The organism is Micromonospora sp. NPDC048887 (assembly GCF_040649715.1).
GTDB lineage: Bacteria > Actinomycetota > Actinomycetes > Mycobacteriales > Micromonosporaceae > Micromonospora.
Genome location: NZ_JBEZGA010000015.1, coordinates 23,620 through 40,459 on the forward strand (window position 1 = coordinate 23,620; position 16,840 = coordinate 40,459).

A 16,840-nucleotide genomic window follows, 5' to 3' on the forward strand; every position below is an offset into this window, starting at 1 on the left:
CGGTCACCCCGCTTAACCGGTTGCCTTCGGCCGTCCATCGTCCTACGCTGATGCCTGCGTCCGCCGGGAACCGGCGGCGGCTGCCGGGCTCAGCCGCCTCCCTCGTCGTCACCGTCACCGCACCCCCGCTCGGGCACGGGGGAGACCTTCCCCTGAGGACAGCCATGAAGAAACTGCTCTCCGTCGCGGGCGCCGCCCTGCTGACGGCCCTCGCCGCCGTCTTCGCCCTCGGGCAACCGGCCCAAGCCGCCACCGGGTTCTCCGTCTCCAACGGGCGGCTCTACGACGCAGGCGGCGTCGAGTTCGTGATGCGCGGGGTCAACCACGCGCACACCTGGTACCCGCAGCAGACCAGCTCGTTCGCGAACATCAAGGCGCTCGGCGCGAACACCGTCCGGGTGGTGCTGGCCAGCGGCGACCGCTGGACGAAGAACAGCGCCGCCGACGTGGCGAACGTGATCTCGCTGTGCAAGGCCAACCGGCTGATCTGCGTGCTGGAGGTGCACGACACCACCGGGTACGGCGAGGACGGTGCCGCCACCACGCTGGCCAAGGCCACCGACTACTGGCTGAGCATCGCCGACGTGCTCAAGGGTCAGGAGAAGTACGTGATCGTCAACATCGGCAACGAGCCGTTCGGCAACCAGGGCTACAGCGCCTGGACCACCGACACCTCGAACGCGATCAAGCGGCTGCGCGCCGCCGGCCTGACCCACACGATCATGGTGGACGCGCCGAACTGGGGCCAGGACTGGTCGTTCACCATGCGCGACAACGCCGGCACCGTGTTCGCCGCCGACCCGCAGCGCAACACCGTCTTCTCCATCCACATGTACGGCGTCTTCGACACCGCCGCCGAGATCAGCGACTACCTGGGCCGGTTCCGGGCGGCCGGACTGCCCATCGTGGTCGGCGAGTTCGGCTTCAACCACTCCGACGGCAACCCGGACGAGGACGCCATCATGGCGTACAGCCAGGCCAACGGCATCGGCTACCTCGGCTGGTCCTGGAGCGGCAACGGCGGCGGCGTGGAGTACCTGGACATGACCACCGCGTTCAACCCGGCCCAGCTCACCAGCTGGGGGCAGCGGATCTTCAACGGTGCCAACGGCATCGCCGCCACCTCCCGCGAGGCGTCCGTGTACGCCGGCAGCACCCCGACCGTCAGCCCGACGGTCAGCCCGACGGTGAGCCCGACGGTCAGCCCGACGGTGAGCCCGACGGTCAGCCCCACCCCGCCGCCGGCCACCACGCCCCCGCCGTCCGGCGGCTGCACCGCCACCTACACCGTGGCGAACTCGTGGCAGGGCGGCTTCCAGGGCGACGTCAAGGTGACCGCCGGGACGGCCGCGATCAACGGCTGGACGGTGCGCTGGACATACGCCAACGGCCAGTCCGTCACCCAGGCGTGGAACGCGACCGTCAGCAACAGCGGGTCGGCGTACACCGCCCGCAACGTCGACTACAACGGCCGCCTCGGCGCGGGCGCGAGCACCAGCTTCGGCTTCATCGGCAGCTGGCAGGGCACGAACTCCACCCCCACGGTGACCTGCACCCCCGCCTGACCCCCTAACCGGTGATCAAGGAGTTCGTGTCCCGATCGGACCGCGACGGTGACACGAACTCCTTGATCACCGCAGATGGACGTGCGGCGAACAGGGCCGCGCCGGAACCCACCCCGAAGTCGGTGACTCAGGGTGTTGCGCTCTCCGCTTAGCGTGAGGGGAGTGGTACTCCTTGAAGGGCGGGGACATGTGGGAAACGATTCTGGGGTTCGTCAGCCTGATGCTGGTCGCGGTGTCATTGTGCTTCTCCGCCGTGCAGACGCGGGAGGTGGCGAAACAGAGCCGCATCAACAACGGCATCGGCTCGGCCACCGCGCTGATGGAAGTGAACAATCTGTCTCGCGCCTGGCATGACCGCCTGTTGGAGAAATCCGCCGCTTCGCGCGTACTTCTTCGACCGGAAGCCCTCCGCGCCGACCGACGCCGACCGGTCCGTCGTGATCACCCTCGCGGAGCTACTCGCGGACGTGCTGGAGTGCGAGCTGCAGGTGGCCGGGCTGCTGCCCGACTTCCGATTCGCCCACTCCTGGCACCGGTGGCCCGCGCACATGCTGGAGCAGAGTCCCGTCCTGGTCGAGGTGGTGGAGAGCCACCCCGACTGGTGGCCCACGCTCCACGAGCTGTGGCGCTCGACCGGCGAGCCCGGCCCGGCCGCCGTGACCCATCCATTGGTCGATGTGGCTGCGGCCACCTCGACGCGCGTCCCGCGGCGGCGCCGGTGACCCACGAACGTCCGGGGCAGTTAGCCTCCCGTGGTTGAACGGGCCGGTCACCGCTGTCGGCGTCTCTCAGCCGACGACGGTGACCTCCAGCAGCAGGGCCTGCTCGGGGTGCAGGGCGGGTAGTTGCAGGCCCACCGAACCCAGCACCGAACCGGTCACCGTGATGCCGTCACCCGGCCAGGCCAGCCAGCCCGGCGGAGTCATCTCCAGGAGGGCCGGTTCCGGCACCCCGGCGGGCGGGCGGACCCGGTAGCGCCGCCGTGGGTCCAGCCCCGGCAGCCGTACCGCGCCCGGCACCTGCGCCGCCGAGGTGGCCACCCGGCTGACCGCGTACACCGCGTGCGAGCTGTCGTGGGCGACCACGCCGTGGGCCTGCACGGCCGGGTCCGGGTGGTCGACCCGGACCACCCGCCCGGTGTGCAGCAGCGGGCGCAGCCGCTTGTGCAGCGCGACCCAGGCGGCGAGCTCGGCCCGCTCGGTGCCGTCGATCGCGCTGATGTCCCACTCGATGCCGTGGTGGCCGAACAGCGCGGTGACCGCGCGGAAGCCCAGGTCGTGTACGCGGCGCGTGGTGTGCGAGCGTTCCGGGCCGATGTGCGTGCCGATCAGCTCCGGCGGCAGCAGCAGACCGGTCCAGCGCTGGATGGACAGCCGTTCCAGCGCGTCGTTGCAGTCGCTGGCCCACACCCGGTCGGTGCGGCGCAGGATCTCCAGGTCGACCCGCGCGCCACCGGAGGAGCAGCTCTCGATCTCGACGCCCGGGTGCCGGGCGCGCAACTCGTCCAGCAGCCGGTAGACGGCGAGGGTCTGCGCGTGCACGCCGGGCCGCCCGGCGTGCCCGGCCTCGGTGAGGTCGCGGTTGTGGTCCCACTTCAGGTACGCGAGCCCGTCGTGCTCACCCAGCACCGCGTCGAGCCGTTCGAGCAGGTACGCGTAGGCGTCCGGATGGGCCAGGTCGAGAACCTGCTGGTGCCGCCACGGCGGCGGCAGTCGGCCCGGTGCCTGGAGCACCCAGTCGGGATGGGCGCGGAACAGGTCGGAGTCCGGGTTGACCATCTCCGGCTCGACCCAGAGCCCGAACTGCATGCCGTGCCCGCGTACGTGGTCGATCAGCGGCTGCAACCCGTCCGGCCAGACCTCGCCGTCGACCCACCAGTCGCCGAGCCCGGCCTGGTCGTGCCGCCGTCCCCGGAACCAGCCGTCGTCGAGCACGAAGCGTTCCACACCGACCTCGGCGGCTCGGTCGGCGAGCGTCCGCAGCCGGTCCAGGTCGTGGTCGAAGTAGACCGCCTCCCACACGTTCAGCGTCACCGGCCGTGGCGTGCGCGGGTGCGACGGGCGGGACCGCAGGTGCGTGTGCAGCGCGTCGCTGAGCCCGTCCAGCCCGTCGGCTGAGTGCGCCGCGTAGAGCAGGGGAGTGGCGTACTCCTCGCCCGGCCCCAGCATCACCTCGCCGGGCGCCAGCAGCTCACCGCCGCCCAGCGTGGACTCCCCGGTGGGGCGGCGCTCGGCGGCCGTGACGTGGTCGCCGCTCCACGCGGTGTGCACCGCCCACACCTCGCCGTGCCGGAACCCGAATCCGGCGGTGCCCGCGACCAGCAGCAACGTGGCGTCATGGCCGGTGCGGCCGTGCCGTCCCTCGCGTACCCAGGCGCCCATCGGCCACTGGTGCCGCTGCGGCGCGCGTTCCCGGCACCACCTGCCGGTCAGGTCGAGCAGTTCGGTGGCGACCGCCGGCACCGGCAGCACCGGCGTCAGCTCGCGCAGCTCGTAGCGGCCGTCGCCGTCGTTGCGCAGCCGGTGCCGCAGTGTGAGCACGCCCGCCGGGTCCAGCGTGATCTCGACGGTCAGGCTCAGCCCCGCGCCCGGGTCCGCCGCCCGCACCACCACCCGCCCTGGGGTAAGGAAGGGCCCCTTGTTAACGCCTGGTGCATGTGAAGGGTCCCCTCCTAACAGGTCGGGCGGTGCCGCGAGGGCGTCGTGCACGTCGAGGTCGGTGAGGCGGAACGCCGTCGACCAGTCCCAGCCGTCGCGGTGACCGGCGAGACCGGGCCGCCCGCTCCACCCGGCGCTCGCCTCGGGCAGCAGCGACAGCACAGTGGGCGCGTCGAAGCTGCTCGGCACCACAGGCGGCACCGTCGCGTCGGCGAGCGCGGGCAGGTCCCCGTCGGGCAGCGGGCCGAGGTCGGCGCCCCAGTGCACGACCCGGGGCAGTCCCGGGCCGCGTGCGTCGAGCACCAGGCTGGTCCGCGCGCGGCGCAGGTGGACGATCGTCATCCCTTGGAGGCTCCCAGCGTCAGGCCCCGGACGAACTGCTTCTGGAGCAGGAAGAAGATCACCAGGGTGGGGATCGCGACCAGCACGGAACCGGCCGAGACGAGGTTGTTGTCGGTGAAGAACTCGCCGCGCAGGTTGTTCAGCGAGCTGGTGACCGGGAACTTGTCGCCGGTACGCATGAGCACCGTGGCCCAGAAGAACTCGTTGTAGATCCAGGTGACCTCCAACGTGGCGAGCGCGGCCAGCGCCGGACGGCACAGCGGCAGCGTCACCTGCCAGTACTGCCGCCACACGTTCGCCCCGTCGACCATCGCGGCCTCGTACAGCTCGTGCGGCAGCGCCTTCATGTAGTTGCTGAGCACGAACACGCAGAAGCCGCACTGGAACGCGACGTTGACCAGGATCAGCCCCCAGTAGCTGTCGTAGAGCAGCTCCGAGTCGCTCATCCAGGCCGGCAGCGGGATCTCGGTGAACATCCGGAACAGCGGGATGAGCAGCGCCTGCTGCGGCAGCAGGTTCGCGGCGGTGAACAGGCCGAGCAGCGCGATGTTGAGCTTCCAGCTGAACCGGGCGATCACGAACGCCACGCAGGAGGCGAGGAACAACGTGAGCAGCACCGCCGGGATGGTGATGTACGCCGAGTTGAGGAAGTGCTTGCCGAACTCGGCGGTACGCCAGGCGGTGACGTAGTTGTCGATCGTCCAGCCGCCCAGCGACACGTAGCCGTTGGCGGCTGTGTACTCGTAGGAGCGGAACGAGGTGAGCACCGCCCAGAGGATGGGGAACAGCCAGCCCACGGCGACCGTACCCAGGAACAGGTGCAGGGCGACCCGGGCGGGCCGCAGGGGGCGGCGGCGGCCGGCGGAGACGGCGGTCATCGCTTGTCCTCCCGCATCACGGTCCAGAGGTAGATGGTGATGAAGACCAGCGAGACGGCCAGCATGATGGTCGCCAGCGCGGAGCCGAAGCCGATCCGGCTGGCCTCGCCCACCACGTTCTGGGTGACCAGCGCGGAGATCAGCTCCAGCCCGTTGCGGCCCTTGTTGATGACCCAGACCAGGTCGAACGCGCGCAGCGACTCGATCACCGTCACCACCAGCACGATGATGTTGATCGGGCGCATCACGGGGAAGACGACCCGGAAGAACGTGCTGGTCTCCGACGAGCCGTCCACCGCCGCCGCCTCCCGCAGCGACGGGTCGACGCCCTTCAGGCCGGCCAGGTAGAGCAGCATGATGTAGCCGACGTGCCGCCAGCCGGCCGCCACCAGCACGGCCCAGATGTTGACGTTCGGGTCGCCGTACCAGTCGGTGTCACCGCCGAACACGCCGTTGAGCAGGCCCTGGTCGCGGCTGTAGATGAGCTGCCAGATGAAGCCGATGAGGGCCAGCGACAGCACCACCGGCAGGTAGAGCGCGGTCTGGTAGAAGCGGCTGCCGCGCATCTCCTTGTCCAGCAGCACGGCGAGGAACATGCCGACCGGGGTGGCCACCACGAACAGCGCGGCCAGCCAGAGCAGGTTGTTCTGCACCGCGGGGACGAACGGCGGGTAGATGTTCACCACGTCGTCGTAGTTCCTCGCCCCGACCCATTCGATCTCGCTGATCGGGCCGATGCCGTCCCAGTTGGTGCCGGAGAGCAGCACGGTCGCCACCGCGGGCAGCCAGACCAGGCCGGTGACGAGCAGCAGGGGTACCAGCACCATCAGCGTGATCACCACGCGGTCGGTGCGGGACAGGAGCCGTAGCCGGCGACCGCGACCACCGTTCGTGGTGGTCGCGGCCGGCGGCGGCACGGCGCGATCCGCTTGGATCAGGGGCAGGTCGGACATGATGTCCTTCCCCCTTCCGCCGTCAGCTTGTGAAGATCGACTTCTTCTGGTTCTCGATGCTGGTGAGCAGCCCGCTGATGTCCTTCGGGTCCTTGATGAACTGCTGCAACGCCGGGATCATCACGGTGGAGGCGAAGTCCGGCCGGGTGTCCCGGTCGAGGAACTGGGCGATCTCGGTGGCGGAGCCGACCAGCTCGGCGGCCTTGCGCTGCAGCGCGGTGTAGGCGCCGGTGTCCGCGCCGCTGTTGGCGACCAGCGTGCTCGGGTCGTTCTTCACCGTGATGTCCGCTGCCTCCTTGGAGCCCAGGTACGTCAGCAGCTTCTGCGCCGCGTCCTTGGACTTCGGCTTGCGGGCCATCATGTAGCCGTCGATCGGGGCGTCCAGCGCCTTCGCGCCGATCGTGGAGTCGACCTCGGGGAACGTGAAGAAGTCCAGGTCCTCCAGGTCGGCGCCGCTGAACTGCTGGCCGACGAACAGGCCGAGCAGGTACATGCCGCTCTTCTTCTGCTGCAACGACTGGGCGGCCTCCTGCCAGGTGCGGCCGAGCGAGTCCGGCTGGTGCAGGGGGAGCAGCCCGGCCCAGGTGTCGAAGACCTTCTTCACCTTGTCGGAGGTCCACGCCTCCTTGCCGGCCATCAGGTCGATGTGGAACTGGTAGCCGTTGATCCGCAGGTTGAGGATGTCGAACGTGCCCATCGCCGGCCAGCCGTCCTTGTCGGCGAACGCGATCGGGTTCAGGCCGTCCTTCTTCATCCGCGCGCCGAGCGCGTTCAGGTCGTCGAGCGTCTTCGGCACCTCGTAGCCGCGCTGCTGCCACACCGACTTGCGGTAGAAGACCGCCCACGGGTAGTACGACGCGGGCACGAAGTACTGCTTGCCGTCGTCGCCTGTGGACGCCTTCTTGAACGCGTCGGAGTAGCCGTCGAGCTTGCCCCACACGTCGCTGAGGTCGCCGGCCAGGCCCTTGGCGGCGAAGAACCGCATCCGGTACCCGGCGAACCAGGTGAACACGTCGTCCGGCTTGCCCTGCAGGTAGTTGTTGATGTTCTCCTGGAAGGTGTTGTGGTCGACCGTGTTGATGTTGACGGTCACCCCGGAGGACGTCTTGAAGCCGTCCATCACCTTCGCGACGACGTCCTTGGGCTTCGGGTCGGACTGGTTGGAGCCGAGCGAGACGCTCTTGGCGTCACCGCCCGATCCGGAGTCGGAGTCGCCGCAGCCGGCGAGCAGCCCGGTGCCGAGCAGCGCCCCCGTGCCGGCCGCGCCGGCGAGCAGCGAGCGCCGGTTCAGGCCGGCGACGGACGGGGGTACGAGCCGGGCGAGGTATTCGGCTTGTGAGCGGGGACGGGACATGGTGCCTCCTGCGTGGAAGAGGTGCGCTGCGCTCATGGACCGTGATCGTTGGCGGTGAGCGGTGTTCGTGTTGGCCGGGGCAGATCCACCGAGAATCCACACGTCCGAACACAAACAGCCGGTGGCGCTTGAAGCTACCCCTTGGCGCGGCGCTGTCAAGAGGGCAAAAAGACGACGCTGTCGGCGGTAAGGCAGGGCAAAGAGCCGGTAAACGTTGGAACTTCAGTCGATGTTGGAAAGTGTTGACTTGGGTGCTGTTCGGGGGCACCCTCTGCTGTCATGCGGAACTGGCACGGCGACGGCATCTGGTACGGCGCGGACTACAACCCGGAGCAGTGGCCCGAGCAGACGTGGGCCGAGGACGTCGAACTCATGCGACGAGCAGGGGTCAACCTGGTCTCGGTCGGCATCTTCTCCTGGGCACTGCTGGAGCCCGCCCCCGGCCGGTACGTCTTCGACTGGCTGGACCGGGCGATCGACCTGCTGCACGACGGCGGCATCAGCGTCGACCTGGCCACCGCCACCGCCAGCCCGCCACCGTGGCTGGCGCACCGGCACCCGGAGACGCTGCCCCGCCGCGCCGACGGCACGGTGCTCTGGCCCGGTGGCCGGCAGGCGTACTGCCCCAGCTCGCCGGTGTTCCGGGACCACTCGCTCGCCCTGGCCGAGGCCGTCGCCCGCCGGTACGCGCGGCACCCCGCCGTGGTGCTCTGGCACGTCTCCAACGAACTCGGCTGCCACAACGTGCACTGCTACTGCGACGTCAGCGCCGACGCGTTCCGCGGCTGGCTGCGCGAGCGCTACGGCGACCTGGACTCGCTCAACGCCGCCTGGGGCACCGCGTTCTGGAGCCAGCGCTACCACGACTGGGCCGAGATCAACCCGCCGCGTACCGCGCCGACGTTCGCCAACCCGACCCAGCAGCTGGACTTCCTGCGGTTCTCCTCCGACGAGCACCGCGCCCAGTTGCGCGCCGAGCGGGAACTGCTGAACCGGCTCGTCCCGCAGCCGGTCACCACGAACTTCATGATCGGCACCGGCATCAAGTACCTGGACTACCACTCCTGGGCATCCGACGTGGACGTGGTCGCCAACGACCACTACCTCACCGCCGCCGACCCGCAGCCGCAGGTCAACCTGGCGCTGGCCGCCGACCACACCCGGGGCATCGCGGGCGGCGCGCCGTGGCTGCTGATGGAGCACTCCACCAGCGCTGTCAACTGGCAGCCCCGCAACGTGGCCAAGACACCGGGCCAGATGCGCCGCAACAGCCTCGCCCACGTCGCGCGCGGCGCCGACGGGGTGCTGTTCTTCCAGTGGCGGGCCTCCCGGGCCGGCGCGGAGAAGTTCCACTCCGCGCTGGTCCCGCACGCCGGACCGGACACCAAGGTGTTCCGCGAGGTCTGCCGGCTCGGCGCCGACCTGCGCGCCCTCGCGGAGGTACGCGGCAGCCGCGTGGACGCCGACGTGGCGATCCTGTTCGACTACGAGGCCTGGTGGGGCGCCGAACTCGACTCCCACCCGAGCGTCGACGTCACCTACACCGACCGGCTGTCCGCGCTGCACGCCGCGCTCTGGCGGGCCGGGATCACCGCCGACGTGGTGCACCCGTCGGCCGACCTGTCCCGCTACCGGCTCGTCCTGGCACCCACGCTCTACCTCGTCCGTGACGCCGACGCCGACGCGCTGCGCCGGTTCGTGGAGGCCGGCGGCACCGCGCTCGTCACCTACTTCAGCGGCATCGTCGACGAGTACGACCACATCCGGCTCGGCGGTTATCCCGGCGCGTTCCGCGACCTGCTCGGCGTACGCGTCGAGGAGTTCTTCCCGCTGCGGGACGGCGAGACGGTACGCCTCGACGACGGCGCCCGCGCCGACGTGTGGACCGAGTGGCTGCACGCCGAGGGCGCCGAGGTGCTGGCCGCGTACACCGACGGGCCCCTGCCCGGCGTGCCGGCGCTGACCCGGCACGCGGTCGGCGCGGGCGCCGCCTGGTACGCCGGCACCCGGCTCGACGACGAGGCCATCGACCGGCTGGTGGCGCGGCTGCTCGCCGAGGCCGGGGTACGTCCGCCGGTGGGCGCGCCGGCCGGGGTGGAGGTGGTCCGCCGCCGCTCGGCGGACCGGAGCTGGCTGTTCGTGGTCAACCACACCACCGAGCCGGCCCGGCTGGCGGTCACCGGCACCGAACTGCTCGGCGGCGTCAGGTGCGACGGCGAGCTGGAGGTGCCGGCGGGTGAGGTGGCGGTGGTCCGCGAGGAGCCCGCGCCGGTGCCCGCGAACGCCTGACCGCTACGTGGCCGTTCGCGCCGAGGAGGTTCCCATGCTCGCCCAGCAACGGCAGAGCGCCATCCTGGAGTTGATCCGCCAGAGCGGCGGCGTCCGGGTCAGTCACCTGGTCAGCCGTTTCGGGGTGTCCGACATGACGATCCGCCGCGACCTGGAGGTGCTCGCCGAGCGCGGCCTGATCGACAAGGTGCACGGCGGCGCGACACTCGCCGGGCCCGGTTCCACCGAGGAGCCCGGGTTCGCCGCCAAGTCGGTCCGGCAGCAGGCCGAGAAACGCGCCATCGTGGAGCGCGCCGCGGGGCTGGTCGAGCCGGGCATGGCGGTGGCGCTGTCCGCCGGCACCACCACCGCCGCGCTGGCGGCGCGGCTGGCCGAGGTACGCGGGCTCACAGTGGTCACCAACTCGATCCCGGTGGCCGACGCGCTCTACCAGAACCCGCGTGCCGACCAGACGGTGGTGCTGACCGGCGGCATCCGTACCCCGTCGGACGCGCTGACCGGCCCGGTCGCCGAGGCGGCCATCGCCGCGCTCAACGTCGACCTGCTCTTCCTCGGCGTGCACGGGATGAGCCCGCGTACCGGGTTCACCACGCCGAATCTGCTGGAGGCGGCGGTGAACCGGCGGCTGATCGGGTCCGCGCGGCGGCTGGTGGTGCTCGCCGACCACACCAAGTGGGAGACCATCGGCATCGCCACCATCGCCCCGCTGGAGGAGGCCGACATGCTGATCACCGACGGCGGCCTGCCGCCGGACGCCCGCCGGCAGCTCGGTGAACAGGTCGGCGAGCTGGTGGTGGTCCGCGCGGACTGAGACCACCGCGTGCCTCACAGCCACTTCTCAGCCCTGCCGTCTAGGGTGCCCTGACCAGCGCCCGACGGTCCATGTCGGAGCGCAGTCGCACGGGAGTGACCGATGGTCTTCAAGAAGATGTTGAGCGCGTTCGGCGTGGGCGGCCCGAGCGTCGACACGGTGCTCAGCAACCCGAACACCCGCCCGGGCCTGGCCCTGGACGGGCGCGTGAACCTCGTCGGCGGCGACGCGCCGGCCCGCATCGAGCAGATCGCCATCGGTCTGGTGACCCGGGTCGAGATCGAGAGCGGCGACCACGAGTACGCGGGCGTGATGGAGTTCCACCGGATGCCGGTCAGCGGCGCCTTCGAGCTGGCCCCGAAGCAGCAGCTCTCCATCCCGTTCCAGATGCCGGTGCCGTGGGAGACCCCGATCACCGACGTGTACGGCCAGCGCCTGCACGGCATGACCATGGGCCTGCGCACCGAGCTGGCGGTGGCCCGCGCGGTCGACAAGTCCGACCTGGACCAGGTGTCGGTGCACCCGCTGCCGATCCACGAGCGGATCCTCGACGCGTTCCAGGCGCTCGGCTTCCGGTTCAAGCACGCCGACCTGGAGCGCGGCCACATCTACGGCGTGCCGCAGACGCTGCCGTTCTACCAGGAGATCGAGTTCTTCGCCGCGCCGCAGTACGCGCAGACGGTCAACGAGGTCGAGCTGACGTTCGTGACCAGCCAGCAGGGCGTCGAGGTGATCCTGGAGTGCGACAAGCGCGGCGGCTTCCTCCGCCCCGGGCACGACGTGATCGGCCGTTACTCGGTTCCGCACAGCGACGCCGCCCGTACCGACTGGGTGCAGGTCGTCGACGGGTGGGTGCGGGAGCTCACGGGCCGCTACGGCAACCTGCGGGCCCAGGGCTTCGGTATGCCGCCCGGCGGCCACGGCTACCCGGGTCACCACGGCTACGCCGGGCACGGGCGGCGCGGCCCGGGCATGGGCGGCGTGGTCGCGGGCGCCGCGCTCGGTGTCGCCGGCGGCCTGGTCGCCGGTGAGCTGATCGAAGAGGCGTTCGACGGCGGCGACGAGGACTTCGGGGACTTCGGCGAGGAGTGAGCACACGCGGCGACGCCCCCGGGACGGATCCCGGGGGCGTCGCCGTTGGCGCGGCGTGCGATCAACGTCCGCGGCGCTCCCGGCCGGAGCGGCGCGCGCTGCCCGCCTTCGACAGGCCACGGCTGACCAGGTACGCGCCGGTCAGCGCGGTCAGGTACCACCACGCCTGGTTCGGGTTGTTGATGTTCAGCCCGTTGGCGGTGGTGCCCTTCCAGAACGCGGCGATCGCCACGAGCGCGACCGCTGCGGCGTACACCCAGAACTCGGTGGTCAGGAACGCCTGCTTCGTCTCCGTACCGGGGGACGGCATCTGCTCCCGGTGACCGTCGTGCATCGACGGCATGTGCCGGGTCGACGTGTCCTGCATGTTCGACCGGTTCTGAACGTCGGACATCGGCCGGTTCATCGGCCTGGTGGATGCAGCCTGCGTGCTCATCTGGTCCTCCTCAAGGATTTGATGAGTCGTTACCTGCACACCCTCGCCCCGCTACCGCAGGTCGGCCACGGCACGGTTCGCGCTCTGTGGCGGGGGCAACCTGGGTCTACCCGGGGCCGGAGACAAGGTAACCGCCGGTCGGCGTGGGTTTCCGAAACCGGACTTACGGCAACGTACCGGACCTTCTGTCGCCGGTTCCGGTTTCAGCCACCCAGCCTCGGGCACGCCACACCGATACCCCGACACAGCTGCGAGGTGGTTGACGTGCGTGAGGACGACATGCGGCAGGACGCCGCCCGGCGGGCCGAGCAGCGGGTCGCCGGAGGCGTGTACGGCGAGGGCGCGCTCGACGAGGTCACGGTGCCGCAGACCGACGTCGAGCGGATGCGTCAGGAAGTCGACCCGGACGACCCGGCGGACGTACCCGTCGACCCGACGGTGCTGCGCGACGGCGGACCGACCCGGGGTCAGGGCGCGGTGACCACGACCGGCGGTACGGCCGGCCCGGCCAGCGTGCGCCGGGTGGCCCGGCAGCCGGAGAAGCACCCGGGCAAGGTGGCGCCGACGACCACAGGTGACGCGAGCACAGGTGGCCTGAGCACCCCGGCCGGCGGCTCCACGAGTGACAACTCGGCCACCGGCGCCCAGGTGGGCAACTTCACCAACAACCGCCCCAACCCGGGCTGACCGAACAGCGGAACGGCGGGAGGCGGCCTCGGGCCGCCTCCCGCCGCCGTGTCCGCGCTTCCCCCGTGGACGCCTGACTGTCCCGTCACGCACTCGCCGATCTTGCACTTTCGGCCCGCCGAATGCCCGCTTCGCGAAGCATGCCCGGGCCACAACTCCATGATCGACGGACCCGGGGAGGCGGAACCCGATGGGGTGGGTTAGGGGGTGCGGAGGATGCCCAGGCGCTGGGTCGCTCTTGTCAGGGCCACGTAGAGGTCGCTGTGGCCCCTCGGCGACTCGGAGACGATGCGGGCCGGGTCCACCACCAGCACCGAGTCGAACTCCAGGCCCTTCGCCTGCTCGGTGGTCAGCACCACGATCCGGTTCGCCAGCTCGGGCTGCTCGCCCACTGTCGCCTCCGGCAGCGCCGCCACCACCGCGCCGCCCAGCTCGGTCACCCGGCCGGTGGGCACCAGCACGCCGAGGCGCCCGTCGCCGAGCGACGCGGCCTCCCCGGCGGTCGCCTCGACCAGCTCCGTCACGAGCCGGTCCGCCGGTACGGTCCGGTCCCACGGCGGTACGCCGGTGGCGCGTACCGAACGGGGTGGCCGCAGCGCCGGGTCGATCTCGGCCAGCACGTCGGCGGCGACCGCCATGATCTCGGCCGGGGTGCGGTAGCTGACAGTCAGCTCCTCCAGCCGCCACCGGTCCGCCACGTACGGCGCCAGGGCCTCGCCCCACGACGGCGTGCCGGCGAGCGCGCCGGTCTGCGCCACGTCGCCGACTATCGTCATCGACCGGCTGGGGCAGCGGCGCATCAGCAGCCGCCACGCCATGGGCGACAGCTCCTGCGCCTCGTCGACGATCACATGCCCGAACGCCCACGTCCGGTCGGCGGCGGCGCGCTGGGCGGTGGTGAGCCGGTCGGACTCCTCCTGCCGCTCGGAGAGCCGGTCGGCGTCGATCAGGTCGGTCACGCCGAGGATCTCACCGCCGTCTGCCTCGTCCTCCACGTCGATGGAGCGGGAGCCGCGCCAGATCTCCAGCACGCCCTCGGCGTACTCGCGTTCCAGCGCCCGGATCCGCTCCCGGCGGGCCACCGCCGCGCGCTCGTCCTCGCCGAGCAGCTCGGCCGCCTCGTCCAGCAGCGGCACGTCGGCGGGCGTCCAGCCGCCCGGCTCGCGGTGCAGCGCGGCCCGCTCGGCGTCGGTGAGCATCGGCGCGGCGGTGGCGATCCGCTCCGGTGAGGCGTACAGGTCGGCGAGCAGGCGTTGCGGGGTCAGCACCGGCCACAGCTCGTCCAGCGCGGCCCGGATCTCCGGTTCCTCGCGCAGCTCGCGGCGGATCTCCGCGCGGTCGGCCTCGGAGAGCAGGTTCTCCCCGCCCAGCGGGTCGGCGCCGATCCGCTCGGCCACCTGGTCGGCGAGCGCGTGCACGATCTCCACGTCGAACAGGGCGCGGGCCAGGTTGTGCGGCCGGCCGGTGCGGCGTACCCGGTCGCGGGCCTGCCGCACGGTCTCCGGGTCGAGCGTCAGCACCTCCCGCTGCGGCAGCTCGATGGTGACCGGCTCGTCCGGCACCCACTGCCGGTCGCGTACCGCCGCGGCGAGCACGTCGGCCAGCACCGCGCGGCCCTTCAGCGCGGCGGTGGTGGCCGGCTCCGTGCGCCGGGCGTGCACGCCGGGGAAAAGGTCGGCCTGGGTACGCAGCAGCACGCCGGTCTCGGCGAGCGTGGGCAGCACCTGGGAGATGTAGCGCAGGAACGTGGCGTTCGGGCCGACCAGCAGCACGCCCCGGGTGGAGAGCTGCTGTCGGTGGGTGTAGAGCAGATACGCGGCCCGGTGCAGCGCCACGGCCGTCTTGCCGGTGCCCGGCCCGCCCTGCACCACCATGACGCCGGGCAGGTCGGCGCGGATGATCCGGTCCTGCTCGGCCTGGATGGTCTCGACGATGTCGCGCATCCGGCCGGTGCGCCCGGCGTTGAGCGCGGCGAGCAGCGACGCCTCGCCGGTCAGCTCCTCGTGGGCGGTGGGGGAGGCGGCGGTGATGTCCAGCACCTCGTCGTTGAGCCCGGTCACCTTGCGGTCGCGGGTGCGCAGGTGGCGACGGCGGCGTACGCCCTGCGGGTTGGCGGCGGTGGCCAGATAGAACGGGCGGGCGGCCGGGGCACGCCAGTCCATCAGCAGCGGGTCGTAGTCGCCGGAGGAGTCGAAGATCCCGATTCGGCCGATGTAGCGGACCGTGTCGTCGTCGCCGTCGAGGCGGCCGAAGCACAGGCCGCTCTCCACCGCGGAGAACTGCTCGACCTGGTCGGCGTACATCGCGACCGTCGAGTCGCGCTGCGATCGAGCCTGCTGGGTTCCGCCGGTGTGGCGCAACTCCTCGTCGAGCCGCCGGGCGGCCTGTTCCCGCATGCCGTCCAGCCGGTCGTACAGCATCGAGACGTATTCCTGTTCCCGGCCGATCTCGTCGTCCTGGCGCAGGTCAGCCGACACGTCGGAGTGCGTTGACAATCCGGCTCCTCATTGACTAAAATTGCCGCAGGAATGGCATTCAGAAGCCATTCCTTTTTTGTGCCTGAACTGGTAAAGATAGCGCGTCGACCGCCACCCGACCAAGCCCGGACACGACTCGGGGCCCGGCCGACGCGCGTCGACCGAGCCCCGGGCACGGCATGTCTCAGCCCTTTGCCGCCTCGTAGAGCCGCTCCGGCGTGACCAGCCCGGCGATCACCCGGCCGTCGTCAGTCAGCAGGACGCTGAACAGCTTGCCGCTGAGCAGCCGCCCGCTGCCCCAGTCGCCGCTGACCTTCGGCAGGTCGCCGAGCACCTTCGACAGCATCTCCGCGTCCGGCGCGTCCGCGCCGCCGTCCTTCGCCGCCCCGTCGATCTTGGCGACCACCACGGTGGTCCAGCCGGTGCCGACGGTACGCACGTCAGGCTTCTCGGCGTCCTTCCGGTCGAACCGCTTACCCGCCGGTCCGGGCCGCTCGCCCTCGGTCGCCTCGGTGACCTTCACGCCGGGCGGCGGGTTGAACCGGAACTGGTCGGCCGACGGCGTGCGGAAGTCGACCTGGGTGAACGCCACCTGGAACGCCGGCTCGTCCTGCCCGTCGGCGAGCACCTGGAGGCGCAGCGGCACGTGCTCCTTCGCGTCCAGCGCGATCCGTACCTGGTGGACCAGGGAGGCCTTGTCGCGCGGGGTGAGCACCAACTCGTACGCGCTGCGTCCGGCTACTGTCGCGGTGCGGCCGACGGTGACCGCAGTGGTCGGGTCGATCGCCTCCAGCGCCCGGTCGGCGGCGTCGGCCGGGGTGGCCGGCACGACGGTCCGGTCCGGCGCGTCGGCCGGCAGCACCCGGTGCGTGGCGGTGTTCGCCCGGCTGTTCCACGTCCAGACGTCGCGCCCGTTGCGCAGGATGTCCTGCTCGCCGAGCGTGTCGACGAGCGCGAGCCGCTGCCGGTCCTCGCCGCCGTACCAGACGCGCAGCGTGTGCGTACCGGACACCAGGCCGGCCAGGTCGTTGCCGGCGGCCTGCCCGGCGAGCGCGGCGATCGGCGGCAGGCCGAGGTCGGCGCGCTGCACCACTGTGCCGGAGAGCCCGTCCAGGCGGGACGTGCGCAGGTCTTCCAGGAGCTGGGCGGCGCTGCGCGGCGGCAGCGCCGGGTCGGCGCCGGCGGCGAACGTGCCGACGGCGGCGCCACCGCCGATCACGGCGACCCCCGCGGTCACCGGGACCAGCCAGCGCAGCACGGCGCGGTTCTTCATCACTGACATAGTGTGCACCTCCTGCG

Annotated in this window: 13 protein-coding genes; 6 read left to right on the forward strand and 7 right to left on the reverse strand. The window is 71.3% G+C overall.

Annotated elements, in window-relative coordinates; translation table 11 throughout:
* The first annotated feature begins 164 nt into the window (after positions 1-164).
* On the forward strand, positions 165-1,565 hold the full coding sequence (locus AB0C17_RS21935) for a cellulase family glycosylhydrolase (RefSeq protein ID WP_357480195.1): 1,401 nt from the start codon (positions 165-167) through the stop codon (positions 1,563-1,565).
* 437 nt (positions 1,566-2,002) lie between these two features.
* A complete protein-coding gene (locus AB0C17_RS21940; RefSeq protein ID WP_357480198.1) occupies positions 2,003-2,287 on the forward strand; it encodes a hypothetical protein in 285 nt (94 codons plus the stop codon).
* A 66-nt stretch (positions 2,288-2,353) separates the two neighbouring features.
* Here the strand turns inward: AB0C17_RS21940 and AB0C17_RS21945 are convergent, their stop codons facing one another.
* The 4 genes from AB0C17_RS21945 to AB0C17_RS21960 are packed head-to-tail and all read right to left on the reverse strand — an operon-like array spanning position 2,354 to position 7,749.
* Entirely contained in the window at positions 2,354-4,564 is a 2,211-nt protein-coding gene (locus AB0C17_RS21945; protein ID WP_357480200.1) for an alpha-galactosidase, read from the reverse strand.
* Positions 4,561-5,442 (reverse strand): carbohydrate ABC transporter permease, encoded by an 882-nt coding sequence (locus AB0C17_RS21950; RefSeq protein WP_357471587.1) that lies wholly within the window; start codon positions 5,440-5,442, stop codon positions 4,561-4,563. The genes AB0C17_RS21945 and AB0C17_RS21950 overlap by 4 nt, the downstream gene beginning before the upstream one ends.
* Entirely contained in the window at positions 5,439-6,395 is a 957-nt protein-coding gene (locus tag AB0C17_RS21955; protein ID WP_357385650.1) for a sugar ABC transporter permease, read from the reverse strand. Before AB0C17_RS21955 ends, AB0C17_RS21950 begins: the two co-directional genes overlap by 4 nt.
* A gap of 22 nt (positions 6,396-6,417) precedes the next feature.
* Positions 6,418-7,749 carry an ABC transporter substrate-binding protein gene (locus tag AB0C17_RS21960; protein ID WP_357480203.1) on the reverse strand — a complete coding sequence of 444 codons (1,332 nt, stop codon included), beginning with the start codon at positions 7,747-7,749 and terminating at the stop codon, positions 6,418-6,420.
* A 279-nt stretch (positions 7,750-8,028) separates the two neighbouring features.
* On the opposite strand from AB0C17_RS21960, the gene AB0C17_RS21965 reads away from it, so the two are divergent.
* From AB0C17_RS21965 to AB0C17_RS21975, 3 genes are all read left to right on the forward strand, one after another.
* On the forward strand, positions 8,029-10,038 hold the full coding sequence (locus tag AB0C17_RS21965; protein WP_357480206.1) for a beta-galactosidase: 2,010 nt from the start codon (positions 8,029-8,031) through the stop codon (positions 10,036-10,038).
* A gap of 34 nt (positions 10,039-10,072) precedes the next feature.
* Positions 10,073-10,849 carry a DeoR/GlpR family DNA-binding transcription regulator gene (locus tag AB0C17_RS21970; protein ID WP_357385656.1) on the forward strand — a complete coding sequence of 259 codons (777 nt, stop codon included), beginning with the start codon at positions 10,073-10,075 and terminating at the stop codon, positions 10,847-10,849.
* Between the two features lie 102 nt (positions 10,850-10,951).
* A complete protein-coding gene (locus AB0C17_RS21975) occupies positions 10,952-11,941 on the forward strand; it encodes a sporulation protein (RefSeq protein WP_357385658.1) in 990 nt (329 codons plus the stop codon).
* Between the two features lie 61 nt (positions 11,942-12,002).
* Here the strand turns inward: AB0C17_RS21975 and AB0C17_RS21980 are convergent, their stop codons facing one another.
* Positions 12,003-12,335 carry a hypothetical protein gene (locus AB0C17_RS21980; RefSeq protein WP_357385660.1) on the reverse strand — a complete coding sequence of 111 codons (333 nt, stop codon included), beginning with the start codon at positions 12,333-12,335 and terminating at the stop codon, positions 12,003-12,005.
* 306 nt (positions 12,336-12,641) lie between these two features.
* Between AB0C17_RS21980 and AB0C17_RS21985 the strand changes: the two genes are divergently transcribed.
* Positions 12,642-13,064 carry a hypothetical protein gene (locus tag AB0C17_RS21985; RefSeq protein WP_357471596.1) on the forward strand — a complete coding sequence of 141 codons (423 nt, stop codon included), beginning with the start codon at positions 12,642-12,644 and terminating at the stop codon, positions 13,062-13,064.
* Between the two features lie 200 nt (positions 13,065-13,264).
* Here the strand turns inward: AB0C17_RS21985 and AB0C17_RS21990 are convergent, their stop codons facing one another.
* Together AB0C17_RS21990 and AB0C17_RS21995 are read right to left on the reverse strand one after the other, a co-directional pair.
* On the reverse strand, positions 13,265-15,484 hold the full coding sequence (locus tag AB0C17_RS21990) for an AAA family ATPase (protein WP_357471745.1): 2,220 nt from the start codon (positions 15,482-15,484) through the stop codon (positions 13,265-13,267).
* Positions 15,485-15,725: 241 nt separating this feature from the next.
* Positions 15,726-16,823 (reverse strand): sigma-E factor regulatory protein RseB domain-containing protein, encoded by a 1,098-nt coding sequence (locus AB0C17_RS21995; protein ID WP_357471599.1) that lies wholly within the window; start codon positions 16,821-16,823, stop codon positions 15,726-15,728.
* Between the last annotated feature and the right edge of the window lie 17 nt (positions 16,824-16,840).